The organism is Kitasatospora sp. NPDC001225 (assembly GCF_053597855.1).
In genome coordinates this window covers 1-2,927 of sequence record NZ_JBSFJC010000324.1, presented here as the reverse complement: position 1 = coordinate 2,927, position 2,927 = coordinate 1, and the positions used below count along the sequence as shown (strand labels likewise).

2 protein-coding genes are annotated in these 2,927 nt (G+C 65.0%); both read right to left on the bottom strand.

The features are described 5' to 3' along the window. Positions 1-41 precede the first annotated feature (41 nt). Positions 42-596 (bottom strand): ferritin-like domain-containing protein, encoded by a 555-nt coding sequence (locus tag ACWDCZ_RS39910; protein WP_449818537.1) that lies wholly within the window; start codon positions 594-596, stop codon positions 42-44. Further along, a complete protein-coding gene (locus ACWDCZ_RS39905) occupies positions 593-2,707 on the bottom strand; it encodes a hypothetical protein (RefSeq protein ID WP_449818536.1) in 2,115 nt (704 codons plus the stop codon). The genes ACWDCZ_RS39910 and ACWDCZ_RS39905 overlap by 4 nt, the downstream gene beginning before the upstream one ends. Between the last annotated feature and the right edge of the window lie 220 nt (positions 2,708-2,927).

Here is a 2,927-nt window from a genome sequence, read left to right as displayed (position 1 = left end):
GGCGGAATGGCAGACGCGCTAGCTTGAGGTGCTAGTGCCCTTTATCGGGCGTGGGGGTTCAAGTCCCCCCTCGGACACAGCCGAAATTCCCCGTGCAGGTGGACGCAGTCCTTCAGGTGCTGCATGAGGTCCCGGTAGAACTGCCCGATCGTCTCACCCGGGTCGGGGAGGATCGGGGTGTGCAACCGCGGGTCGAACTCGGCGGTGACCGGCAGTGCGGCCCTGAGCCCCTCCGGCAGGGTCCCTTCGTCGACGGGCCCCGGGGACTCGATGCACATGCCCATGGCCAGGAAGGAGTCCCCGAAGGGCTGGAGTTGGATCTCCATGGGGCCGGGGGCACTGAAGAAGCGCGGATAGGGGAGGGAGGCGACGGCCTTGATGTCGGGGTCGGCACCGGTGGCGATCAGGACGTTCGCGGCGATCGACAGGTGCCGCATCTCGACGGTCACCAGCTCCCGGATGAGTTTGGCCGCGGTGCTCCGACGGTCCTTGATCGACCACCAGCCCGTCAGGTAGGCGGGGATGGTGGAGAACTCGACCAGGCAGGCGCTCTGCAGCATCTCCCGCAGTTTCTTGATGTCGTCCTCGAAGGTCATGAGGTGACCTCCTTCGGCTTTCCGGTCCTGAGCAGGGTGCGGTACATCTCCAGAACCTTGCGCTTGCCGCTGGACAGGTCCCTGGTGACGGGCATGTAGAGCGAGGAGTTCGCCATGGAGACCGAGGACAATTCCAGGATCTGGTCGATGTTCCGTTCGACGGCCGTCCTGTCCCCCAGGTCGAGCGCGGCGTAGTACTTCATGACCGGGAAGATCATGTCGTACACGTAGAGCACCCGCTTGTAGACGTAGTCCCAGGCGGCGGCCGGGTCGTTGTGGTGCTCCTCGCAGTACTTCCGGAAGTCCTCGGGGAGCTGGTCGTCGAAGGGCAGCATCCGCACACAGCAGTAGAACGCCGAGACGAAGGACCACGGCGCTCCCACGAACCCCACCCTTTCCGGCGGAACGTCCGGACTCCCGTCGAGGTAGTAGGGAAAGAAGGCGATGACCGGGAGGTTGGGGGCTTCGAGACCGCTCACCACGGTGAACCCGATCTCCGCGCGGCCGTTCACCACCGGCCCGACCTTGGTGATGGTGAGGACTTCCTCCTCCTTCTTCTCCGGTTTCTTCCAGAAGGAGCCGTTCTGCATGGGTGGCGGCGGGTCCGGCAGGTACTGCTGGACGACCAGCCCGACCTTGCGGGTGGGGATCGCACCCCGGTCCCGGACCTCGACCACCACCACCCGGTCCTTGTCGCTCTGGTCGACGTAGATCGATCGCAATTCGGTCTGGGCCGTGAGCACCTTCTCCGTCAGCATCGTGACCTGCTCGGCATTCGGCTTGCACCGGATGCCCAGGACCCCGTCGGCCAGGTCCGCGTCGGTCACCTTGCCGTCGACCGGCACGTCGATGATGCCGGAGGTCTGCTCGTAGGCGTTCCGGTCGTAGGCATCGGGCTTGATCTCCGCCACGGTCTTGCCGATGGAGCCGTCGGCGACGAAGAGCTCCAAGGTTCCGAAGGACACCTCCTTGTCACCGCTGGCGTCCTTCTCCGGGACCGTGGCCCCCAGGTCGAGGCTGACGTAGCGGGTGCCCCCGGCATCGCGGTTGATCTCCGCCACGGCCGGCCCGAACCAGGCGTCCACCGGATTCTTCTTCGAATCGAGGACCTTCGCCGAGTTCTCCGGCGCCAGGAAACGCCCGCCGGGTACCGAAGCCGGCTCGTTCTCGTGCCACAGGCCGATCGTGCCGACCACCCGGGAGACACAGGTATTCCGACGCGGCGGATTCCCCGCCTTGAGGTCCTGTTCCCACAGCTTGAGCAGCTGCTCGAACCTTTCCTTCTGGTTCGCACACTTGGCAAAGTCGGGCCCGTTGAAATAGCGGGTCAGATAGACGGAGTACCGCATCATGATTCCGCGGGCCTTCTGGGCATCCATCTCCTTCTTGAGCGTGTTCAGCAGCAGTGAATCGCCCGAGGTGAACTGGAGATTGTCCCGGCTCACGCACGCCTGGACGACGGTGGCACCGACCCCGTCACGGTAGACGTCCCCTTTCAGATTCAGGTTGCGGCTGAAATTCTGCCAGCGCGCCGGCAGTTGGAGGACTTTGTCGATGTCGCCGTAGAAGAATCCCTCGGGGCTGGTTCTGCTGCCGATCTGGATTCGCCTGGCGAAGAAGCACGGACTCCAGACCGAATCCGGATTGTTGTCCGCCATGCTCGCGCTGGTATGGAACGCCGCCCGGGGGAACTGCCCGTCGCCGGCCTGCTCCTCCGGGGTGAGGTCGGCGATCGGGAACGAGTCCCCGGCCAGGTTGACGACGGCGCCGAGCAGCGGGTCGCCCGGGATCGACGGATCCGCTCCGTACGCGGTCTGCCCCCCGGTCACGGTCGTGAGGACGCCCTTGCCGTCCGGCGCGTCACGGGGCTGCACGTGGAGCCACCAGTCGTTGCCGCCGTAGGCACTCCACCCCGAAGGGGGCTCCTCCGTCTCCTTCCCGTCCGGGCCTTGGCCCGTCTGCATGCTGAACGCCCACTTCGGAAAGGCCTCCCGGAAATTGTCCGGGGTGATTTTCTTGTCCTTGAGATAATTCCAGTTCAGCTCCGCCGTCCGGAAGTCGTACGTCGGGAACAGGCCGTTGTTGTTCATGGTCGCCGGATTGAAGGTCATCTGACCCCGGAAGAAAACCCGGGGAACGGAAAGGACGCTCACAGCACCTCCTAGGGGGTTGGCGGGAAGCCGCCAGCGATGTACCACCGCACCTTGATCCCTAGCCCGCCTCGACCCGGACAGCCGAGGGTGTTCACTCGGCGTCAGTCACCCCGCGATCGCATGATTCCGGCCCAGGCCGATTCGGGTGATTCCTGCCGCACCGATGTGAGTCCTCGGC